Origin of the sequence: Chryseobacterium sp. PCH239 (assembly GCF_018924625.1) — a bacterium.
Taxonomy (GTDB): Bacteria; Bacteroidota; Bacteroidia; order Flavobacteriales; family Weeksellaceae; genus Chryseobacterium; species Chryseobacterium cucumeris.
The window spans coordinates 2,055,662-2,072,145 of sequence record NZ_CP073027.1 but is presented as its reverse complement, the minus strand read 5'-3'; the positions used below and the strand labels follow the sequence as shown (position 1 = coordinate 2,072,145).

Genomic DNA, 16,484 nt, shown 5'->3' with positions numbered 1-16,484 from the left:
AGCTTTATATTATATTTCGCTCAAAGCAGAATTGATAAAGTTCAATTCTTCCTGTGAAAGGTCAATAGACATTGCTTTTGCGTTTTCGATGGCTTGCTGTGCATTTCTTGCTCCTGCTAATACGACTGTGATTGCTGGCTGAAGCGTTGTCCATTTTAATACCAGTTGAGAAAGCGTTGCTCCTTTTTCCTGTGCAATAGGTTCTATTTTTTCTAAGAAAATTTTCACTTTATTCAGATCAAACTGAGAGAAATATCCGTTTCTATGGTCGTTTTCTTTTAATTGGTTTTCTTTGAAATATTTACCTGTTAAAAGACCTCTTTCCATTGGGCTGTACACAATAATTCCTGTATTATTTTCTAAAGAATAAGGGACAAGATCGTTTTCAATAGCACGGTTCAGCATGCTGTAAGAAACCTGGTTGCTGGCAAGTAGTAAAGTTCTCTTGGCTTCTTCCATTTGAGCTACACTGTAGTTGCTTACTCCTGCAGTACGGATTTTTCCTTGCTGGATTAATAATTCCATCGCTTCCATAGTTTCAGAGATAGGCGTTGTGCTGTCCGGCCAGTGAAGCTGTAAAAGATCAATATAGTCTGTTCCCAATCTTTTTAAGCTCTCTTCAACTTCTTTGATAATGTTTTCTTTTGAAGCCAGCTTATAAACCGGAAGAGTTTTTCCTTCATCTTCTGCATCAAAGAAAAATTCTCCTTTTCCGTTGTTGCTTCCGTCCCATACCAATCCGAATTTTGTTAAAAGCTGAATTTTTGAACGGTCTTTTCCTTTGATAGCTTCACCGATCATTTCTTCACTCAGTCCGAAACCGTAGAATGGTGCGGTATCAATAGAAGTTACTCCATGATCCAATGAAGCGTGAATAGAATTGATGGAATCCTGTTTTTCATTACCGCCCCACATGTTTCCACCGATGGCAAAAGCTCCGTGTGTGATTGCTGATAATTCTAAATCGGTGTTTCCTAATTTTCTGTATTCCATTTTGTTTGTTTTAAAATTGTTGTTGTGTTATACCACCCCGTCAAAAATTCTTTGAATTTTCGCCACCCCTCCGGAGGAGGGGAATTCTCGCTGTTTCAATAGTGACACTTCTAAGAACTTAAGTGTCTGAAACTTTTATGGCTTTTGTGGTTAAAAATTGTCTGTTATTTTTTTAGTTCTTTTACGATAGCTTCTCCAACGCTTTTTGCAGACTGTGGATTCTGTCCTGTGATTACTCTCTGATCTGTTACCACATGATTTTGCCAAAGCCCTGATTTTTCAAATTTTGCTCCTCTTTCTTTCAGTTTATCTTCCAGTAAGAATGGAACAACGTTCGTTAATTTTACTTCAGATTCCTCTTCATTGGTAAAAGCATTGATTTTCTTACCATCTACAAGATATTTCCCATTATTAAGCTTGATATTCACCAAACCTGCAGGACCATGACATACTCCGGCAACAATGCCTCCGTTTTCATAAATTTTGGAAGCAATATCTGCCAGTTCCTTATTGTCTGCAAAATCCCACATTGCTCCGTGTCCACCTGCATAAAAGATTGTTGAGTATTCTTTCGGATTCACTTGTGACGGCGTCATGGAATGGTCAATCTTATTTTTATATTCCTTGTTCTCCCAGAATTCTTTGTTGACAGGATCTTTTAAATCGAAGCCGTCTACCGGAGGTGTTCCGCCTTTCGGGCTTACAAAGTCGATTTCATATCCTGCTTTGTGAAGAACTTCCCAAGGGTGAGAAACTTCACCCAGGTAATATCCTGTATCTTCACCGGTACTGCCTTTTTTATCATGGCTGGTAACGACGAATAAAATTTTCTTTTTCATATTCTTTGATTTTTTGGTTTGTGCTTGTATGAATCCTATCGTAAAGATCGCAAGCATTAAAAACGCTAATTTTTTCATTGTTAAATAAGATTGGTGATATAAATCTGTGGTTTTTCCTGAAGTTTCTCCTCGACCAAAGCTCCGAAGGCCTGAATGTAAGGCTGTTGGTTGTGTTGTGCCAACCCTTCCTCGCTTTTCCAGATTTCGTAGAAAACAAATTCATTTTTGTTTTCAATTCCCTGATGAAGGTTGTAAAGTTCACATGCTTCTTCTTTTCTTGTTTCTTTTACCATATTCTGAAGAACTTCCAGTACTTCTGCCTGATGTTCTGCTTTGGATTTTATAATGGCTGTAAGATGAATTTTCATATTAAATAAAATTTTCAATTGAATTATAAATAGGTTTCCAATCCAGTTCTGCTTTGGCTTTATCTGAACTGCATCTGCTGTTGGATGCAAAACCGAAATAACCTCCTGCAGGACCAAATTTGTCAACCGCATCCTGTATGCTTAATGATTTAGCTGATTGTAAGTTATATTTTTTACTGATATTTTCTGCAATGTTTTTCAGAGAAGATGAACCGTTTTCTGCATAATAGATAGAGCCTCCTTTTGCTTTTTCCAATGCGAGTACATACAGATCTGCGAGATCTTCAATATGTAAATTGGACCAGATGTTTTCACCTTCACCAAAATAAACACCATGCCCTTTCTCCTTAGAAAAGTTGATAAGAGCCGGAACCTGAATGCTGTCTTTTTTTATTCCAAGGCCTTCTCCGTAAACCATGGTAGGAACAATAACAATACTTCGTATGCCTTTGCTGGCAGATTGCAGGACGTAATTGTTGATCAATACTCTAGATGCCATTTCCAGTCTTGGCTGCAAAGGGAAATCTTCTGTGAAGATAAAGTCACTTTTTTTACCATTCTCCTTTCCTCCAAAAATGGCAGAGCCTGAAGTGAATATAAAGGTTTTCTGACTTCCTTCCAGAGCTTTGATAAAGTTATCTGCTGCATACGCATCATCTGCTGAATCTGCATTATGAATAACTGCATCTGCATCGGAAACTGCTGTTCTGATAAGATCTTCATCATGAATATTTCCCACAATGGTTTTGATTCCTAATGATTCCAGTTCCTGTACGTGGGTTTCATTACGAACCAGTCCTGTCACTTCATAATTCCTGTCGAGGAGTTTTTTTGCGATAGTTCCGCCTATATAGCCGGTAACACCTGTGATCAGTATTTTTTTCATGATACCAGTTCAGATCTTAATTCTTTTTCAAAAATATTTCTCACATGTTCTCTGTAAAGCTTCATATCGCGTTCTATATTGGCGTTTTTCTCCACATCGTGGAAGTGGAAGCTTTCCATTTTTTCCATCGAAACAAAGGCATTCATTCTGTGGAAACCAAATAATGGTCCTTCATCCACACTTTTTTCACTGAAAAATTCTCCGGGAAGAGTGAAAGCAGTTGCAGGAGCGTTCCAGCTTGTAGTCAACATATATTTTCTTCCTCCTAGCATTCCTCCTGTACCATAGTTGATTTCCGGATTTTCAGCATTTCTTCCGTCGCTCATATAAATTCCTTTAGCGTGACCTGCTGTGAACACTTCGTCAATATACTTTTTCAATCCGTTAGGCAATTGGAACCACCAGATTGGAGTGTGATAAATAATGTAGTCTGCCCAGACAAATTTCTCCACTTCTTCATTTTTGTCGTAATTTTCACTTACATTGGTTATCTTTACTTCTACATTATCAAATTCTTTAAGAACGGCTAGTGTATTGTCTGCGATAGTCTGATTATATTTTCCCCCGGAATGTCCGAAATTCTGTCCTCCGTTGATGATTAGTACTTTTTTCATTTTTTTATGATTGTTTGAATTTTACTCTGCAAAGTTAGATCAGATGATTGTATAATAAAAATAATATAAATTATAGGAAAGTATTATTTAAATTATAGTTTGAGAGATTTAAGGTTATATATGTGAATGGTCAATGGTCAATACGCTTCGCTTATGAATTTTTTACACGTTTTGGGGTACGTGGTCCGGGTACGAGATGTGAGGTTTGTTGATCGTGACTGGCGAAGAATCAATCCGCTTCGCTTGTGAACTTTTTACGCGTTTTGGATACGTGGTTCGGGATTGAGTGCAGCTGATTTGTTTGTATATACAGGTATTTCTAATCAGCAGTTAATCATTCACTATTGACTTTGCGAAGCAAAAATTGACGATTGACAATTTCCCCTTTCATGGTAAAATATCATATCATCTCTGAACCGGAATTATTTTCTGACAGGTAAATTTGTCTAACAAATTGAAGGACAATGATACAGATAGCTGTTTTTAGTGATGTGCATGGAAATCTTCCTGCATTGGAAGTTGTGTTGAAGGATATAGAGCAAAGAGGAATCAGTCAGAGATTCTGCTTGGGAGATCTGGTTGATTTTGCACCCTGGGGCAATGAAGTGATAGAAAAAATAAGAAGTCTGAACATTCCCTGCCTGATGGGAAATCATGACGAAAGAATTGCCTTTGATATTCCTGTAGTTCCTTTGTCTAAGCATTCAGAAGAAGAAACCACTGCCAGATTCATTGCGATAGATCATTCTAAAAAACATATTACAGAACCGAATAAAAAATTTCTTTCCGGGTTGCCTTTCCACTTAAAGTTAAATTACAAAACAGGTAAAAAGCACTGGAACATCCAGCTGGTTCATTCCAGTCTTGAAAGTAATGATACCTATTTATACGAATCTGAGAGTTATGAGGTTTTTACATCAATGCTGAAGAATGCGGACGCTGATCTCATAGTGATGGGGCACACCCATTTATCATTTAAAAAACAGTTTGAAAATAATACCTGGGCTGTCAATTGTGGTTCCGTGGGGCGTTCTAAAGAAGAAAACAGACTGGCTTCTTACCTTATTCTTACATTAGATGAAGAAAAAATTACTCCTGAAATTATTCAGCTGTCTTACCCGATTGATGAAACTGCCCGCCAGATAAGGGAAAGCGGGATTCCCGATTATTATGCGTCATTCCTGGAAAATGAAAACGTATCAATATTATAATTATTTTGTAATTTTGTATTATAATATTAATAATTAAGTCATGGTTAATTTAGAATGGTATCGTACTTTTAAGGCGATCTATAAAACCGGGACATTGACAGGTGCTGCCGATGCTCTGTTTATATCACAGCCGGGAGTGAGCCTTCACTTAAGCTCATTGGAAGCTTATGTTGGATACAAACTATTCGACAGAACAGGTCGAAAAATGATTCCGACAGAAAGAGGAAAAGTATTGTTTAATGCAGTTGCCGAACCTATTACCAAACTCGAAGATGTAGAGAAAAATTTTCAAAAATCTACAGAGAAGCATACTCCAACCATCAGTGTCGGGATGTGCTTTGAGACTTTTCAGACCACTTTGGAGCAATATGTTTCTTCATTGCCTTTTAATCTGATTATCAGTTTCGGAGAATACCCCGAAATGCTGGACCAACTGGATAAGGGAATCCTCGATCTGATCATCACTCCCAAAAAAGGATCTTCACCCAATATCGAACATGAAGCATTCTCTTCCGAGCAGATCATTCTGGTTGGAGGGAAGGATGTGGATAAAACAGCTTTCAATAAAGTGTTGAAAACAAAAGATGCCGAACAGATAGAGGAGTGGCTGAAAAACGAAAAATGGTACGGAACCACTGGTGATATGGAACATCTTTTCCAGTACTGGATATTGAATTTTGGTCATAAACCGAATTTTCGTCCTAATTATATCGTTCCCAACATGAACTCAATCATCCGTTGCCTCAAAGGAGGAACTGGGTTAGCCGTTGTTCCTGACTTTCTATGCAGAAATGATATTGCAAGCGGTAATATTCAGCTGATCTGGGAAGGAAAGAAAAAGTTTGAAAATACCCTGTATTTCGGTTGTCGTAAGAAAACCAATTATCAAACCGAAATAGAACATATCAAAGGCTTATTCCGCAAGGTGATGGCTTAATAAAACCATATCTTTCATCTGTAAACCGTTTTCATAAATAGGAGCCGGATAGTTTTCAATAAAAAAATTTTTCAGGATTCCACTTTTAGTGAAACCGTTTTTCTCATAAAATCTGATCTGTTGGACACCGGTATCCGATGTTCCAACAGTCAGTGTTTTATAATGATTTTCTTTCGCAATTTCTTTTGCTTTATTCATCAGAATACTTCCGATGCCTTTGCTTCGGTAGCTTTCAATGACGGCAACATTTTTAATTTCCAGTTCAGTATTGCTTTTTCTGTACAATGCCATTACCGCAATGCTTTCAGTACCGTCATGCAGAAGATAGATATCAGAATTGAAAATGTATTGATTAATTGCTTCCTGGGTTTCATCAGCCAACAACAGGAGATGATAAGGAATCTCCGAATCAGAATGCAATAGATTGAAAGTGAAATTTTCCATTTACAGACTCATATGAATAAGTGGATAATCCTTTCCTGAACCATCTTTCTCAGATCTTCCGACCTTTTTGAATCCCATTTTTTCATAAAACCCAATGGCTTGGGGATTTTGTTCGTTGACATCTACTTTCGTCAGTCCGGTTTTCTCTTTCATAAACTGATAAAGTTTTTTACCGTACCCTTTTCCACGCGTGTCATTATGAATGAAAAGCATTTCCAGATTACCGTCTGCTACAGAAGCAAACCCTTTAGATTCATTATCTTCAGTAATTAAATACACTTCCAGATGAGGAAGGTAGTCTCTTGGAATGGCTTCCTTGAAATAATTGAAATCCTCTTCAGCAAGAAAATCGTGAGTTGCTTTTACTGCTGATTCCCATATTTCCATAATTGCCGGATAATCCTCTGCTGTAGCCAATCTGATATGTTGTGACATGATTTCTAAATTTTAGACAAAAATAGGTAAAATGCAGGTGAGATGCTAGATGAAGGGTGGATTTTGAGGCTGGAAGTCAGAAGTAGACATAGCCGTTTTATCGACCACTCATTCCCCTTCTTTGAAGGGGTGGATTTTTGCAAAGCAAAAAGACGGGGGTAGTTTAAACAAACCTCATTAAATGACAATTTTTTAACAGGAACAGTAAAATTGGTAGGCTGTATTTTCAATTTTTTATTGCAAATTTGTTTATCACTTTATATTAATAACTAAAATAAAGATTTATGCAAAAGAAAACCTATACAGGACAACCTGTGGTAACATTAAATAACGGAGTGGATATCCCGGCTTTAGGATTCGGAGTATGGCAGATGGAAGATCTGAAGGAGTGTGAAAATGCGGTAATTAAAGCCATTCAGACGGGATATAGAATGATTGATACTGCTGCTATTTATCAGAATGAAACCGCGGTAGGTGCTGCTGTGAAAAATAGTGGTGTAAACAGGGAAGAACTGTTTATCACCTCCAAAGTATGGGTTCAGGATCATGGATACGAAAAGGCGAAAAGTGCTTTTCAGAGAACATTGGACAGATTACAGATGGATTATCTTGATATGTATCTTATCCACTGGCCATACGGAGATTTTCTGGCTACATGGAAAGCTTTGGAAGAATTATACCACGAAGGAAAAATCAAAGCGATTGGAGTATGCAATTTTACAGTAGAAAAACTGGAGGAATTGAAAGCTAACTCAACTGTTTTACCGGTTATCAATCAGATTGAACTGCATCCTGTATTTCAGCAGAAAGAACTGCAGGTGTATGACAGAGAAAATAATATCGTAACTCAACCTTGGAGCCCGTTAGGAAACGGTAATGCAAATCTTTTAAGCAATCCTGATCTGAAAGCTATTGCAGAAAAATATGGAAAAACAGTAGCTCAGGTAATTTTGAGATGGCACTTACAGGAAGGATTTGTCGTGATTCCAAAATCTGTAACCCCTTCAAGAATTGAAGAAAACTTTAATGTATTTGATTTTGAACTGACAGAAGATGAAATGAATGTTGTCCGTTCTTTAGATACTGGGAAAAGATTATTTTTTGATCCTAAAGATCCTGAATGGGAGCAAAAAATGTTAAATTCCGTAGCGGATATTTAATCTGGAATTTATAAAAAATACATCCCGCAGCTTTCACAAATTTACAGATCTACGAATCTGAGCTATTGTGAGATCTGCGGGATTTTTAAATCAATATAACCATGACTGCAAAAGAATTCATAGAAACACTCGCATTATTTAAGAATGAAAAAGAGCTTAATAAAGCTGAAAAGTTTTTCAAAGGAAATGATGGTATTACTAAGAGTTTCGGGACGAAATTCGGAGATGTTTTTTCTACGGCTAAAGAATTTTCGGAGATGTCTCTGGAGGAAATCAATAAGCTTCTTGACAGTGATTTTTATGAGGTAAGAATGGGAGCGGTAAGCATCATGGATTTCCAGGCGAGAAGTAAAAAAACGTCTGAAGACCATAAGAAAGCCCTTTTTGATCTCTATCTCAACCGCCATGACCGTTTGAATAACTGGGATTTTGTAGACAGAGCTGCCAGAAGTATTATTGGAGAATATCTTATTGATAAACCGAGAGACATTTTATACAAACTTGCTGATTCCGACAGTCCATGGGAAAGAAGAACAGCCATCGTAAGCACTCATGCATTTATTCGGAAAAATGAGGTAGCAGACACTTTTGCCATAGCGGAAATTCTTGTTCACGATCCAAACGAGTTTGTGAATAAAGCTGTAGGAAGCTGGATTCGGGAAGCCGGAAAAAAAGACAAAAAGAAATTACACGGTTTTCTCACTGCTTATGTAAAAACAATGTCTGCCGTTACATTTTCTTACGCAACAGAAAAACTGGAACCGGAATTAAAATTGTTCTACAAAGAACTCAGGAAGAAAAAGTAAATCTTTATTCATTTAATATAGAATAGAAGTTGATCAACAACCTTAAACTCTAAACATTGAACCTTGAACTTTGAATAAATAGTGAGCAATATCATACCTTGGAACAAAAACTAATGCTTTGTTCTTCGTACATTTTAATAAAAAATAATTCTTATGTTTTGGCCGGATACAATCAGTAAAAAACTAGGTATAGAATATCCTGTAATTCAGGCTCCAATGTTTGGAGTGAGCACGGTACAGATGGCATTAGCAGCTACAAAAGCAGGCTGTCTCGGATCTTTGGCGCTGGCTGACCTTTCTGCAGACCAGTCTGTGGAATTAATCAGGGAAACAAGAAAACTGACTGATAAACCGTTTGCTGCCAATATATTTGTTCATCACATTCCTGAAGTGACAGATGCTTTAAGAGAAAAGTATAGTAAAACAAAGCAATTTATTGAGCAGCTGGCTAAAGACAATAGTATTGAAGTGCACCTTCCGGATCTTGAAGAAATCAGTGTCAACGGTTATCGTGAACAGGTGGATGCTATCATTGAAGAAAATTGTAAAATATTAAGTTTTACTTTTGGAAATCTGGAGGATCAGAGTATTCAGAAATTAAAGGAAAATGGTGTTACCCTTATCGGAACATGTACTTCTGTGAAGGAAGCTTTATTTCTTGAGAAATCCGGTATTGATATCATCTGTGTTCAGGGAATAGAAGCTGGAGGACACAGAGGAAGTTTTGAAGCAGAAAATATTCCGCAGATCGGAGGTTTATCTTTACTATCGCAGATCTTTGATCAGGTAAATGTTCCTTTAATCTATGCAGGAGGAATTTACGGAGCAAGAACATTAAAGGCTGTGAAAGACTTAGGTGCGCAAGGTTTTCAGGTTGGAAATCTTCTATTAACTTCTCAGGAAAGTGCTCTTTTGCCTTTTGAAAAAGAACGATTGAAAAAAGTAACAGAAGACGAAATTGTTTTAACGAAAAGTTTCTCCGGAAGGTATGCCAGAGGAGTGAAAAATCAGTTTATAGAAACAGTTGAAAACTCAGAATATATTTTACCTTATCCTTATCAGAACAAACTTACGAATGCCCTGAGAAAAGCAGCTAAAGCTCTACAAAATCCTGAATTTGTAGGAATATGGGTAGGGCAGTCCATTCATCGGTACAGTGAAGAATCTACAGAGGAAGTTTTGAGAAATCTGATCAAAGAATGTGAAAAATAAATCTGTATGTTTTAATTTGATGATAATTTTATATTTTCGTACATCAATAGTATTGATCTGAACCAATATAAAACTAAACCAATAAAAACATCCATGAAATACTCAGAAGGAATTCAGAGATCTCTTCCGTTCGGATATCTTTTCCTCGTCATAATGGGAATATTAAAAGAGAGTGTATTCTATTATCAGATAGGGATTAATATTCTGAAATATTCAACGATAATGGATATTTTGATAAGCCCGATAGCTACTCTAACGGCTCACCCGGTAATACTGATTGCCCTCATTATTATAGTTGTATTTTCATTTGCTTTTCCCTCTTTTTTGTCAAAACAGGCCAATAGAGATAAAAAATGGGCTTTAAAAATGGCTTCTCTTAAAGAACATAAAACGATGACTAAAGAAGCTATTGAGAATCATTTTACCAATATGTTTGTGAGATTTCTTGCCATGATGTTACTGTCTTTTTTTGTAGGGATAGGATGGGGAGAGGGTCTTGGGCTCACCAGGAAGATAAAGGAGAACAAGCTTAAATATGACTATAAATTAAACTACAGTGATGAAAGCTCTGATCAGGTACATCTTATAGGATCCAACAGCATGTATTATATTTATCTGGCTCAAGGAAATAAAACGATAAAAATAGCACCGGTAGGTTCTATAAAAAGTATCGAACTGACCAATAATAAAAAGTTGATCGATTAAAAATAAACTACCATAAAAAAGCTTCAGATATACTCTGAAGCTTTTTATTTATTTTGTTAAATCTAATCCGCCAAAATTTCCGGAACTCATCATCAGATAAACACCATCCGTTTTATCTAATGTATTCCAGTAGGTATGAAGATCTTCAGCATTGGTGAAAACCCTTAGATTTTCATTCCTGAATTTTTCTTTGATAAACTCAGGAGAAATAGGTTCCATTCTCTTGATCTTCAATGCGTCTTCAGAATAAAAAACAATGGCTTCCTCCAAACCATCCATGGCGTGGTCATACTGTTCAAGGAAAGCAGGATTTAAGCTTGAATAGGTATGAAGCTCCAGGAATCCATATTTCTTATCCTTTTTAAATTGCTCTGCGAAGGCTTTTACAGCTGCTTTCACCTTACTTGGTGCATGAGCAAAATCTTTGTAAAGAATTCCTTTATCTTCTCTTTCCACTTTTTCAAGACGCTTGGATGCGCCTTTGAAACTCATGATTGCCTCATAGAAATCTTCATCCATAATTCCCAACTGCTGGCAGATATGTCTTGCTCCTTCAAGGTTCAGCAGGTTGTGTGCTCCAAAAACAGAAAGAGGAACATCTCCCATTTCCGTTTTTAAATATACTTTACCATTATTGATTTCGTATTCAGGAGTTCTGTAAGGGATCTTTCTGAAATAGTTTTCTGCATTTTCCACTACTTTTACGACTTCCGGATCTTCTTCGTTATATACCAGAACGCCGCCTGCTGTAATGCTTGCCACAAACTTTCTGAACTGCTCAATATAATCATCAAATGTTTTGAATACATTGATATGATCCCATGCAATACCACTCATTAAAGCGATATTGGGTTGATACAATAAAAATTTCGAACGAAGATCAATAGGAGATGAAAGATACTCGTCACCTTCCAAAACCATGAAATCATTATCCTGAGTCAGTTTTACCATACAGTCGAAACCTTCAAGCTGGGCGCCTACCATGAAATCCACATCTTTCTGATGGAAATTCAGAACATGGAGAATCATTGAAGTAATGGTTGTTTTACCATGTGATCCTGCAATGACAACTCTTGTCTTATTTTTAGACTGTTCGTACAGGAATTCAGGATAAGAATATATTTTCAAGCCCAGTTCTTTTGCTCTTGCCAGCTCAGGATTATCCTGGTGTGCATGCATCCCAAGAATGACTGCATCAATATCCGAAGTGATCTTTTCCGGGAACCAGCCCATTTCCTGAGGCAGAATTCCTTTCTTTTCCAATCGGGACTTTGAAGGCTCAAAAATAGCGTCATCAGAACCTGTCACCTGATATCCTTTGTCTTTTAATGCGATGGCGAGATTATGCATGGCGCTTCCGCCAATGGCAATGAAGTGGGTTTTCAATTGTATTTACTGTTTTTTAACATTAGTATTAATGATCTGCTGAAAAGCTTCAAGAATATTGTTCCAGTTGGTCTTGTAATTCGGAATGATCATACTGGCATCCGTTTTACTGCCTTCATTGGGACCTTTCTTGACGTTGATGGACGTTGAAATATTGTCGTACAATTTTTTACGGTCTTCCTGTATTCTTCTGAAATTATTCTGAGAAAGAACCTGATCCAGTTTCTTTAAATCTTCATCAGAAATTTTAAAATCCTGTTTGTATTTCTTTCCCTGTCCTTCAAAAGAGTAGTGTACATTATTTCCTTTGATAAGAAGATTTTCATAAATAGGAGCAACACCTCCGCTTTTCGAATAGCTGATGTCAAAATCCGAATATACCTTTTGGCTGTTGCATGAAACTAATACTATGATTGCGAATAGGATTCCAAGTATTTTGTTCATAATTTTTAATTTACTTTAATTATTTGAGTCCTTTTGTTCTAATTTTTTAGCTTTAAGTTCTTCATCATAACTGTGTAATAGATTGAAATCTTCTGTCTGCTCAATAGCAGTCATAATTTTCAATAAAATTTCCGGTGCTTTTTCATTATCATAATCAATATCCAAAGGAGCTTTGAATTCCATCGTAGGTTTTACACCGGTTACCTTTACGCGGAGTCCTTTTTTATCAAAAGCTCTTCTGAATCCGTTTATTTTGATTGGAATTACAATAGGACGCTGATTTTTTACCAGTTTGGCAGTTCCTCTTCGTCCCTGTGCAAAAGCCGATGTAGTTCCTTGAGGGAAAGTAGCTACCCAGCCATTGTCCAATGCTTTCATAATATTATCTACCTCGCTCATGTCTACCATTCTGTTGACATTTTTCCCTTCAGATCTCCATGTTCTTTTTACCGTTACAGCTCCTGCAATTTTGAAAATTTTGGGAAGAATACCTTTATTCATGGTTTCTTCTGCTGCCACATAGTAAAAATCGATCTTCGGATTCAACAGATAGATCGGGTTTTTATTGTATTTAAATATCCGTTGTTCACAGCACAGAAGGCATGATACATTGCCGCCACATCTGCAAAATAGGTCTGATGGTTGGATACAAACAGTACGTTAGAGTCCGGAAGATCCACAAGGTGTTCTGTACCGGTTATTTTTAACTTATTAAAGCCATTGAATCTTCTGTAAGAAACAATTCCTAAAATAAAAATAATAAACCTTTTCAAAAAATAAGGAGTTCCGAATGCATCGGTGAAAATATTTTTCTTCGCCATCTCTCAATTAAACACGGTAGTGCAAAGTTACATTTTTTTCAGCAACTGACTGAATTCACTTAATATCATGGCTGTAGCACCCCAAATGATATATCCGTTGAAATTAATGACAGGAACATCATGTCCGCCTGCGCTTGGCAGAGCCATAATCTCCGGGGTATCCGACAGGTTTAAAAAGGAAGTGATGGGAAATTCTATGGTTTCCACAGCTTCAGTCTGTTGAAGAACAAAAGCAGGATTCTTTTTGGTATAAGAGATATAGGGATACACATAAAAATTGCTTGGCGGGATATAGATAGGAGACATTTCTCTGATGATCCTTACATAATGTTTATCTATTCCGATTTCTTCAGAGGTTTCACGAACTGCGGTTTCTGCAAAATCTCTGTCCATTTCCTCACGCTTTCCTCCAGGCAGTGATATCTGCCCGCTATGTCTGTCGTGCTCATTAATCGTTCTTTGAATCAATGGAAAATACCATTCGTTGTCTTTCAGATATAAAACAATATTGACTGCCGCAAATTTGGGATTCTTTGACAATACTTCATCATAAGTAAAAACGGGACGGTAGGGAGGCGAGAATACTCCATGGGCGTGTTCACCGGGAAGTTCCACGCTTTTTATTTTTCTTAATAAATCTTTTCCAAAATTTTCCATAGCTCAAATTTAGCAATATATCTTGAAGAAATAAGTGCCTTAACATTAATTAACCTATGAGAAAGACCGCATCGTAGCCAGAAATATTTACTTATTAAACCTAATAAGATATCATGAATGATAAAATGCAATCTATTTCACTTTCAGTCTTGAATTTCTAATATAAAATTGATTTTCGGTGGATAAAATAAATTTGAAAGGATTGGGTAAGAAATAGCGTAAAACCCTGAATTGTGATGTTTTGAATAGATAAAAAATCGGGCTTGCTTAGAAGAAATCATCCTTGCATAAATATTAATATTCACTATTGATGGATTTTGCTGTAAATCAATATGTTGTGATGGTGTTTTTCCGTAACGGTAAATAATGACTTGTCCAACTGGAAACAGTGATTTTCAAAATTTACACTTTGATGGTGGTTTTTCATTTTGACGGGGAAGCTACCTTTGCCTTACTATTAACCAATTAATTTTTACTAAGATGAAAAATTTACTTACAGGTGTACTTACACTATTCGCAATGAGTTTCGGATTCGCACAATTCAATATTGATGTGACTACTCAAACAGGAAACTTAAATGTTGCTACAGTAGACCAGACTGGTCTTTTGAACATCAATTCTCTTACACAGACAGGGAATCGTAATACTGCAGATATTGACCAGGTAGGAATTTTAAATGTCAATAATGCAAAAAGTATCGGAAACAGAAACTCTGTAGATGTAGATCAGATGGGTATTGGAAACTCAAATGAAGTGTTACAGATGGGTAACAGAAACTCTGCTTCAACTTGGCAATTAGGAGTACTTAACTCTACAGAACAAACTCAGATCGGAAGAAGAAATGATGCTTCTTCAGTACAGATTGGATTAGGAAACTATGTTTTCCAATATCAGGACGGAAGAAGAAATGATGCTTCTGCTATTCAGGTGGGTATTGGGAATGACGCTTATCAGGTTCAGCTGGGAAGAAGAAATGATGCCAGCGGACTTCAGATAGGAGCTAATAATGTTCTTGTTCAGTATCAGGATGGTGATGACAACAGTGCCACTCATATTCAAGCAGGAAATGGTAATATTGCGGCCTCAGTACAGGTAGGAGATGACAACACTTCTGCAGGAGTACAGATAGGTAATGCTAACCAGCTTTATCAGTTCCAGATAGGAGATTCCAACACAGCTCTTGATCTTCAGATGGGTAATGGTAACTTTACCTGGGTAGCTCAGAGCGGTCTTGGCCATGTTCATGTAGGAACTCAGATGGGTAATGGAAACTCAATGATTGTAAATCAGTCAAATTAAGCCCTATAACAAGATACTGTAAATCTTAGAAATTGTAAAGGAGAAACTGCAGTGTTTCTCCTTTTTTAACCCTTCGGTTTTCTCCGTTTTGCTATCATGTAATTTTAATACTAAGGCTATGTTTAACTTAAAATGGAGTGTTTTGGCTCTTTTCATAATGTTGCCAATACATGCACAGGAAATAGACTGGGATAAGGTCAACAGCAATACAATCTTTAATCTTATAGCCAGACAACAGACAGATCAGAGTTCTTATGGATCCGATATCATCCAGATAGGAGACTATAACAATGCCGAACTTTCCCTAAATACCCGAACGAATATTATAGTAAGACAGCTGGGAGATTTCAATACCCTATATTTTATCAATTCATTTACAGATAAAGAAACAAAAGCTGCCATTACTGCACAGGGAAACAATAATATTATTGATGTTACAGGAAGCAACAGTATTTCGGATGGAATTCAGATTAATGTAAAGGGAGATAATAAGACAGTTTTCATGAGAAACTATTAAAACACAAATGATGAAACTTTTATATTCCCTTAGCTTGGGTACATTTTTTACCTTCCTGTCTGTATGGGTTTATGGGCAGGAAGATAAGAAAGTAAACGCAAGGATAGAGAGTAGTGTCCTTGAAAACCAGGTCAGATTGAAAGCAGTCGTAATCAATAACACTGCTGTATATAAAGAAGTGAATTACCTTTTGATTTCCATAAAAAAAGGCAATAGTGGAAATCTTTCAAACAACCAGCAGAACGGTAAATTTTCCGTGAATCCCAATGAAGTAAAGGTATTATCGGAAATCAGTGTGAATCTTGAATCAAAAGATGCTCTCAAAGCTTTCCTTTATATCAGGGATGAAGAAACCCAGAAGCTGATTGCCAAAGACAGTGTTGAACTGAACAGCGATCTTTTCAAAAAAAAAACAGCTAAGATAGAAGAAGATGCCGCTTACGAACTCAGAGGACTTACTATTGATGAGACAAAAACCAAAGTAGGAAAAGACTTTTATGATATGTTTTACATGCAGTACAGTCAGCTTCCTGATAAAAGCAGTAGCGTAATAACTATTACAGAACTTCCTCTCCGTGGAACAAGTGGTCAGATTAATATTCAGATGGAAGATAAAATTATTTACAGTTTTATGACCAATCCGGCAGAGGATTATTTAAAAGAACAATTAAGCTATAGCTTAAAATATATCAAAGAATTTAATGCTAAGAAAAATCTTATTAAAAATGAATTCATCTATTAAAAATGTCC

Annotated in this window: 19 protein-coding genes and 1 pseudogene; 9 read left to right on the top strand and 11 right to left on the bottom strand. The window is 36.6% G+C overall.

Annotation, left to right across the window (positions count from 1 at the left end; all coding sequences use genetic code 11):
- Window positions 1-9: 9 nt before the first annotated feature.
- From KBP46_RS09405 to KBP46_RS09385, 5 genes are all read right to left on the bottom strand, one after another.
- The gene (locus KBP46_RS09405) at window positions 10-993 is read right to left on the bottom strand and encodes an aldo/keto reductase (protein WP_216445205.1); all 984 of its coding nucleotides are present in this window, start codon (window positions 991-993) and stop codon (window positions 10-12) included.
- A 164-nt stretch (window positions 994-1,157) separates the two neighbouring features.
- Entirely contained in the window at window positions 1,158-1,832 is a 675-nt protein-coding gene (locus KBP46_RS09400) for a type 1 glutamine amidotransferase domain-containing protein (RefSeq protein WP_123278993.1), read from the bottom strand.
- Between the two features lie 80 nt (window positions 1,833-1,912).
- Entirely contained in the window at window positions 1,913-2,200 is a 288-nt protein-coding gene (locus KBP46_RS09395; protein WP_062675651.1) for a putative quinol monooxygenase, read from the bottom strand.
- A gap of 1 nt (window position 2,201) precedes the next feature.
- Window positions 2,202-3,086 (bottom strand): NAD-dependent epimerase/dehydratase family protein, encoded by an 885-nt coding sequence (locus tag KBP46_RS09390; protein WP_216445203.1) that lies wholly within the window; start codon window positions 3,084-3,086, stop codon window positions 2,202-2,204.
- Window positions 3,083-3,700, bottom strand: coding sequence for an NAD(P)H-dependent oxidoreductase (locus KBP46_RS09385; RefSeq protein WP_216445202.1), 618 nt, complete (start codon window positions 3,698-3,700; stop codon window positions 3,083-3,085). Before KBP46_RS09385 ends, KBP46_RS09390 begins: the two co-directional genes overlap by 4 nt.
- A gap of 464 nt (window positions 3,701-4,164) precedes the next feature.
- Here KBP46_RS09385 and KBP46_RS09380 point away from each other — a divergent pair, with 464 nt between their 5' ends.
- Both KBP46_RS09380 and KBP46_RS09375 read left to right on the top strand, forming a co-directional pair.
- Window positions 4,165-4,911 carry a metallophosphoesterase gene (locus KBP46_RS09380; RefSeq protein ID WP_216445201.1) on the top strand — a complete coding sequence of 249 codons (747 nt, stop codon included), beginning with the start codon at window positions 4,165-4,167 and terminating at the stop codon, window positions 4,909-4,911.
- A gap of 40 nt (window positions 4,912-4,951) precedes the next feature.
- Window positions 4,952-5,848, top strand: a complete 897-nt coding sequence (locus tag KBP46_RS09375) for a LysR family transcriptional regulator (RefSeq protein ID WP_062675359.1) — start codon at window positions 4,952-4,954, stop codon at window positions 5,846-5,848.
- Here KBP46_RS09375 and KBP46_RS09370 read toward each other — a convergent pair.
- Entirely contained in the window at window positions 5,825-6,292 is a 468-nt protein-coding gene (locus KBP46_RS09370) for an N-acetyltransferase (RefSeq protein WP_062675358.1), read from the bottom strand. The two genes, KBP46_RS09375 and KBP46_RS09370, sit on opposite strands and share 24 nt — an antisense overlap.
- A complete protein-coding gene (locus KBP46_RS09365; RefSeq protein ID WP_062675357.1) occupies window positions 6,293-6,727 on the bottom strand; it encodes a GNAT family N-acetyltransferase in 435 nt (144 codons plus the stop codon).
- A gap of 284 nt (window positions 6,728-7,011) precedes the next feature.
- Here KBP46_RS09365 and KBP46_RS09360 point away from each other — a divergent pair, with 284 nt between their 5' ends.
- The 4 genes from KBP46_RS09360 to KBP46_RS09345 all read left to right on the top strand — a co-directional run bounded on the left by KBP46_RS09360 (window position 7,012) and on the right by KBP46_RS09345 (window position 10,610).
- Complete coding sequence (locus KBP46_RS09360) at window positions 7,012-7,887, top strand: aldo/keto reductase (RefSeq protein WP_216445200.1); 876 nt, start codon at window positions 7,012-7,014, stop codon at window positions 7,885-7,887.
- A 101-nt stretch (window positions 7,888-7,988) separates the two neighbouring features.
- Window positions 7,989-8,693 carry a DNA alkylation repair protein gene (locus KBP46_RS09355; protein WP_216445199.1) on the top strand — a complete coding sequence of 235 codons (705 nt, stop codon included), beginning with the start codon at window positions 7,989-7,991 and terminating at the stop codon, window positions 8,691-8,693.
- Between the two features lie 153 nt (window positions 8,694-8,846).
- Window positions 8,847-9,905 (top strand): nitronate monooxygenase family protein, encoded by a 1,059-nt coding sequence (locus KBP46_RS09350; RefSeq protein ID WP_216445198.1) that lies wholly within the window; start codon window positions 8,847-8,849, stop codon window positions 9,903-9,905.
- Window positions 9,906-9,998: 93 nt separating this feature from the next.
- Window positions 9,999-10,610: a hypothetical protein gene (locus KBP46_RS09345; RefSeq protein ID WP_216445197.1), complete on the top strand. Its 612-nt coding sequence runs from the start codon at window positions 9,999-10,001 to the stop codon at window positions 10,608-10,610.
- Window positions 10,611-10,658: 48 nt separating this feature from the next.
- Here the strand turns inward: KBP46_RS09345 and murC are convergent, their stop codons facing one another.
- The 4 genes and pseudogenes from murC to KBP46_RS09325 all read right to left on the bottom strand — a co-directional run bounded on the left by murC (window position 10,659) and on the right by KBP46_RS09325 (window position 13,918).
- The gene (gene murC, locus KBP46_RS09340; protein WP_216445196.1) at window positions 10,659-11,996 is read right to left on the bottom strand and encodes a UDP-N-acetylmuramate--L-alanine ligase; all 1,338 of its coding nucleotides are present in this window, start codon (window positions 11,994-11,996) and stop codon (window positions 10,659-10,661) included.
- A 6-nt stretch (window positions 11,997-12,002) separates the two neighbouring features.
- Window positions 12,003-12,440 carry a hypothetical protein gene (locus KBP46_RS09335; protein WP_062675351.1) on the bottom strand — a complete coding sequence of 146 codons (438 nt, stop codon included), beginning with the start codon at window positions 12,438-12,440 and terminating at the stop codon, window positions 12,003-12,005.
- Window positions 12,441-12,455: 15 nt separating this feature from the next.
- Window positions 12,456-13,261 (bottom strand): annotated as a pseudogene (locus KBP46_RS09330) (lysophospholipid acyltransferase family protein).
- Window positions 13,262-13,288: 27 nt separating this feature from the next.
- Entirely contained in the window at window positions 13,289-13,918 is a 630-nt protein-coding gene (locus tag KBP46_RS09325; protein WP_034697165.1) for a CoA pyrophosphatase, read from the bottom strand.
- A gap of 480 nt (window positions 13,919-14,398) precedes the next feature.
- Between KBP46_RS09325 and KBP46_RS09320 the strand changes: the two genes are divergently transcribed.
- The 3 genes from KBP46_RS09320 (at window position 14,399) to KBP46_RS09310 (ending at window position 16,476) form a co-directional block, all read left to right on the top strand.
- Entirely contained in the window at window positions 14,399-15,217 is an 819-nt protein-coding gene (locus KBP46_RS09320) for an RIP homotypic interaction motif-containing protein (RefSeq protein WP_062675349.1), read from the top strand.
- A 118-nt stretch (window positions 15,218-15,335) separates the two neighbouring features.
- Window positions 15,336-15,734: a hypothetical protein gene (locus KBP46_RS09315; RefSeq protein ID WP_062675348.1), complete on the top strand. Its 399-nt coding sequence runs from the start codon at window positions 15,336-15,338 to the stop codon at window positions 15,732-15,734.
- Between the two features lie 7 nt (window positions 15,735-15,741).
- Window positions 15,742-16,476, top strand: coding sequence for a curli production assembly/transport protein CsgE (locus KBP46_RS09310; RefSeq protein ID WP_253297248.1), 735 nt, complete (start codon window positions 15,742-15,744; stop codon window positions 16,474-16,476).
- Window positions 16,477-16,484: the final 8 nt, after the last annotated feature.